The organism is Succinimonas sp. (assembly GCF_045225735.1).
GTDB lineage: Bacteria > Pseudomonadota > Gammaproteobacteria > Enterobacterales > Succinivibrionaceae > Succinimonas.
Window position 1 is genome coordinate 1 of sequence record NZ_JBGVBR010000087.1, and the last position, 4,793, is coordinate 4,793.

At 50.2% G+C, this 4,793-nt stretch carries 4 protein-coding genes; 3 read left to right on the forward strand and 1 reads right to left on the reverse strand.

Annotation, left to right across the window (positions count from 1 at the left end; translation table 11 throughout):
• Window positions 1-41 precede the first annotated feature (41 nt).
• A complete protein-coding gene (locus tag ACJROR_RS03185; RefSeq protein WP_406545828.1) occupies window positions 42-932 on the reverse strand; it encodes an exonuclease domain-containing protein in 891 nt (296 codons plus the stop codon).
• Between the two features lie 287 nt (window positions 933-1,219).
• On the opposite strand from ACJROR_RS03185, the gene ACJROR_RS03190 reads away from it, so the two are divergent.
• The 3 genes from ACJROR_RS03190 to ACJROR_RS03200 all read left to right on the forward strand — a co-directional run.
• Window positions 1,220-2,116: an OmpA family protein gene (locus ACJROR_RS03190; protein WP_406545829.1), complete on the forward strand. Its 897-nt coding sequence runs from the start codon at window positions 1,220-1,222 to the stop codon at window positions 2,114-2,116.
• Between the two features lie 472 nt (window positions 2,117-2,588).
• Window positions 2,589-3,041 (forward strand): DIP1984 family protein, encoded by a 453-nt coding sequence (locus ACJROR_RS03195; RefSeq protein ID WP_406545830.1) that lies wholly within the window; start codon window positions 2,589-2,591, stop codon window positions 3,039-3,041.
• A gap of 861 nt (window positions 3,042-3,902) precedes the next feature.
• Window positions 3,903-4,793, forward strand: an 891-nt coding sequence (locus tag ACJROR_RS03200; RefSeq protein WP_406545831.1) for an AAA family ATPase, incomplete at its 3' end; no start/stop codon positions are given.

Consider the following 4,793-nt stretch of genomic DNA (forward strand, 5'->3'; position numbering starts at 1 on the left):
GCCGGTTTTCAGTACTGCGGTTTCGCGCGCCGGCAGGGGGTTCAGTTATTATCACAATGTACAAGAGTTTTCAGGATTGCAAAAGGGGAGTTTTCTAATTTTTCCGCATCATCTTGTTTTTTGTGATCCTGATATTCCTTTTTTGCAAAGTTAAGTTTTTTCGTCTCATTGGCGATCCGGGCGCGCTCCTGCATCTCCGGAGACAGGGGCCAGCCCCCCAGCTCCTGATAACGGTTCATGAGCCAGCAGAAAAGATCCGTCTCGATTTCCGCATCGTATTCGGCCCCGTGCGCCCGAGCGGTGTCGAATTCCAGTCCGGCGGTTTCCACGGCCACCCGGAGCACGGACTGACCGAGAAGCACCATGGAGAGGGTGGCGAGATCAATCACCGAAAAGGGATGGAAGGGGCATTTTTTGGGATCAACGCGCTGGGCTGCGGCCATGACGAAGCTGTGATCAAAGTGGCCGTTCTGGCCCACCAGAATACAGCGGGTGCAATTGGCCGCCTTGGCTTTTTTGGACAGGGTTTTGAACAGGGGCTTCAGAAAGGCTTCCTCGGTAAGGGCATGCCGGTTAACGTCGTAGGGGTCAACTCCCAGAAAATCCAGATTGGACTTTTCCATATTGGCTCCGGCGAAGGGGAGAATATTGGCATGAAAGCTTTCGTCCCGGACCAGCTGTCCCTGGTCATTGAAGGTTACGGTGCAGGCGGCGAGCTCGATAAGAGCGTCGGTGGCCGGATTGAAGCCGGCGGTTTCCACGTCCACAATGACGGGGAAAAAGCCCCGGAAGCGTTCGGAGATGGCATTCTGAGGCTCTGCCGCTATTGGAGCTTCTTCCGGTTTATGCGGGGTCTGGGAGGAATCCATGGTGATCCTTAGATTATAAGAGGATGAATTTATGCTGCCGGGAGTTCCGGCGGTGTCTGTCATTTTTTCAGCCGCTAATTTTATCACAGAGACCGGAGATCGGGGCGGCTTTTATCCCGGGGAGCGGGAAAGGGCCGGCCGCCGGCCTCTTTGTTCCGGCGCGCGGCGGTTTCAGGCCGGTAATCCCGGGGAGATGCCGTTATCCCCCGATTGCTGTGGTAAACTCTTATCAGGCATCATGACGGGATCGGAACAGATGAGATTGCAGACGGCACGGATCTTGCTTAAAACAGCAGAGAATCACCATCTGATACCCGGGAATGACACTTTTCCGGCGGCGGGGTATAACAATGAAAACACGTCCAGATTATGCGGGCTTTCTGTGCGGGGGGCTCCTTTGGGTTCTGACCGGAACGGCCGGAGCCGTGACCTTTGTGAACGGCGATACGGCAAATCCGGTCTGGTCGGTGGAAAACACTCCGGCAAAATGCGTCCTCTCCCAGAAGGTTCCGGGGTGGGGCAAGGCAGAATTTATCATGCGATCCGGGAAGGATCGTTTTCTGGAGCTGACCCTGGATCCGGTAAAGCCGTTTTCCCGCAAAAACCTCATGACCTTCCGGGAGGAGGCTCCGGAGTGGCGGCCCGGCGTCCGGGACAAAGACTACGGCATGGTGAAGATCTACCGGGATTTTCCGGGGTATCTCCGGGGCGAGCAGGCTTGGTACGCGCTGTCCTCCCTGGAAAAGGGCTTTCATGCTTCCTTTGTCTACCGGGATGATCAGTATTACCGGAATGAGGATATCCGGGTGCTTCTGAGTCCCTATGAGTTCGGCAAGCACTATCTGGATTTTCAGGAATGCCAGCTCGGCCTTCTGGATTACGGGCTCCGGGATGTCCGCAGGATCACGGCGCATTTTGATGGCAAGACCCAGAAGCTTACCCCGCATTCCCGGGAACAGCTGAACCGGCTCCGGGAGTATCTTAAATCCGATCCCGACATCTGGAAAAGCGTGGTGATTTCGGTATTCACCGACAGCACCGGCACGGATGCGGACAATCAGAAGCTCACCGAAGCTCAGGCCGGGGTGGTGGCGGGCTTCCTGAAGGAGGGCGGTCTTCCCGAGGAAAAAATCATTACCCGCTCCTTCGGCGAAACGCACCAGGGAGTTCTGAACGAAATCGAACCGGATCGCAAGGCTAACCGCCGGGTGATCGTGGAGGTGCGGACGGATTTTGACGAGTTCTGAGAAGAGGGCCGCTTTCCGGGAGCTGCCTCAGGGGCCGCGAGTCTCGGGGCGGCGCTTCCGGATCCGTTCCGAGGGGCGGTGCCGCCCCGCTTCTTTTCTTCATCATTCACTAACTCATTCATTCATTCTTCCTTCCTTCCTTATTCGTTTTCATTCTTCTTCATCCGTTCTTTTCCAGTCATTATGTTTCATTCATCATCCTTCGTCTCTTAATTTCCTTTATGGTTCCGCAGTTCCCCAAACCATCTTATGAAAGCCATCTTCCTTCCCCGTCTGTCTGCCTCACGTTATCGTGTGACAGTTTTTTATGATATTCGTCTCAGATTTATTACCAAATAGAAGATATTGCTGACAGTTGTGGACGGGATGATGTATACTTCAGACAGTGTTTGTCTCCGGCAGCGGACATGATTCCCTGAGATGCGCCGGAGGAGTGTTACCTTAGACGGCTTTTTATGTACGGAGAGCTTTAATGAAACTTGCAACAGCGCTTTCAGAGAGAGCAGATTTACAAAAAAAGATTGAGGAGCTTTCGGATCGTCTCGACAACAATGCCAAGGTGCAGGAGGGCGATGAGCCGGCCGAGGATCCCCGGGGGCTTATAAAGGAGCTGGACAGCGCTCTGATAAGGCTTGAGGAGCTCATTTACCGGATCAACAATACCAATAACCGCACCGCCTGCGGCGATGTTACCATTACCCAGCTCATGGCCAGACGGGACTGCCTGAAAGAGCGGCTCCGCGTTATGCGTGATTTCCTGAATGCCTGCAGCCAGAAGGTAAACCGCTATGCCAAGACCGAGATCCGGATCCGGAGCGCCGTGAATGTTCCCGAACTCCAGAAGGAGGTGGATGCCTATGCGAAGCAGCTCCGGGAAACCGATGAAAAGATCCAGGAGCTGAACTGGACGACTGAGCTTATCTGACAAATGACTTGGTAGTCTGATCGGGCGGGTATGATCTCTTTGCGACTGAGAATGAATCGCACCTTCATCCTGCTCAGGGCGTATGCTGAGGCGCATACAGGAGGTTCGAATCCTTCGTTTTACAATGCATTGCCTCTGTACTGTTACATGGGATTGTAAAACGCACTTTTCATATTTACTACCTAATACCGACGATCAGACGAGGGCGGGTACGGGGATTTCATTTCTCAGGTTTTGCCGGCAATCTATTTGCCGATAGCCGGCAAAGCTCCGGAGGGACGTTGGCGGTCAGCGTTTTTTTCTGATCCGCCCTCCCGGAGATCTTTCATTTTATTCCGGTCTTATCGGGCCTTTTCCTGTTATTTCCAGTCTTTTTGTTTCAGACATTTTCCATGACATTCCGGCGGGTTCGCATTAGCGTCATTTGGGAGCAATCTTTGAATTTCAGCGTGTTTAATAAGCTGTCTGTTGTCTTTTTGACAGCATGTTCCGTATACTATCCCTGTTAAAATATATTTTACATTGCGGATGAGGGAATTTAACAGGCACTGCAATGATGCGGATACCGTTATTTCAGAAGCTGATTACTCGTTGCGGCAGCCGGATCGGGGTAGAATATGAAAAAGGAATTCTCTGTCAGATACTGTTTTTAATCTCGTGTCAGGCAATCATTCCCGATGGTTATAAAAGGTCTGTAACTATACTCCCGTTATCCTGGGAATAACAGTGAAACAGATGATACATGTACTGCCTTTGTGAATATTTCTCACATAAACACGCTGCCGGAACAGATACGTTTATGGGCATTTCGATTAATGCCTTGCGAATTAAGGGATTTGTTATATCTGCGGAGTTATTAAAATGGGTAAACCGATATTAACGCTGAAAGACTTAAAGAAACTGCCGTATGCTACTACTTCGTTCAGTGTCATACGTGAAAAAAACAAAGTTTATGTCGATAAAACAGCAATGATAGTCAGACTTGCAGAAATCGAGGATGCGCCGATTTTTCTTTCAAAACCCCGCAGATTCGGGAAATCGCTTTTGGTATCGACCTTTAAAGCATTGTTTTCCAGCGGACTTCAGGATTTTAAAGGTCTTGATATTGATACCGGCGAGGAGAAATGGACTGACAAAACCTATAAGGTGATACGCCTGGATTTTTCTAAGTATGCTGCTTTTGATTCGAATCGTTTCAAGAAGTATCTCTCCCTTGATTTAGCGGACGCATTTTCTGATATAAAGAAGATAAATCCCAAGGATGATGACGGTACATACTATGATCCCGCATACATTCTTAATCTTGGAGTTAAGGACGCTGATTCCAAAAGCATTGTTCTCCTTATCGACGAATATGACAGTCCGGTATCTCATCATCTGAACAACAAGGAAGATACGGACGAAATCATGACTGTTCTCAAAACGTTTTTTGCTAACGTTAAATCATATGAGGAGAAGTTCCGTTTTGTTTTCATAACCGGTATTACCAGAGTGGCGGACATCAGCCTGTTTTCAGTGTTCAACAATCTTAAGGATATCAGCTGCCACAAAAAGTATGCCACGCTGCTGGGCATCACTGATGAAGAGCTCAGGCGCTATTTTGACCCCTATGTGCGTAATGCCGCCGCCGTGCTTGACATGAGCGTTTCCGAGGTTTACGACCGTATGAAGTCCCTGTATGACGGCTTTCAGTTTTCCATAGAAAATGAAACGACTGTATACAATCCCTGGTCAGTTCTTTCGTTTCTCTCA

Coding starts and splice junctions, on each gene's coding strand:
- ACJROR_RS03195 (WP_406545830.1), top strand. CDS start 2,589: ATGAAACTTGCAACAGCGCTTTCAGAGAGAGCAGATTTACAAAAAAAG.
- ACJROR_RS03190 (WP_406545829.1), top strand. CDS start 1,220: ATGAAAACACGTCCAGATTATGCGGGCTTTCTGTGCGGGGGGCTCCTT.
- ACJROR_RS03185 (WP_406545828.1), bottom strand. CDS start 932: ATGACAGACACCGCCGGAACTCCCGGCAGCATAAATTCATCCTCTTAT.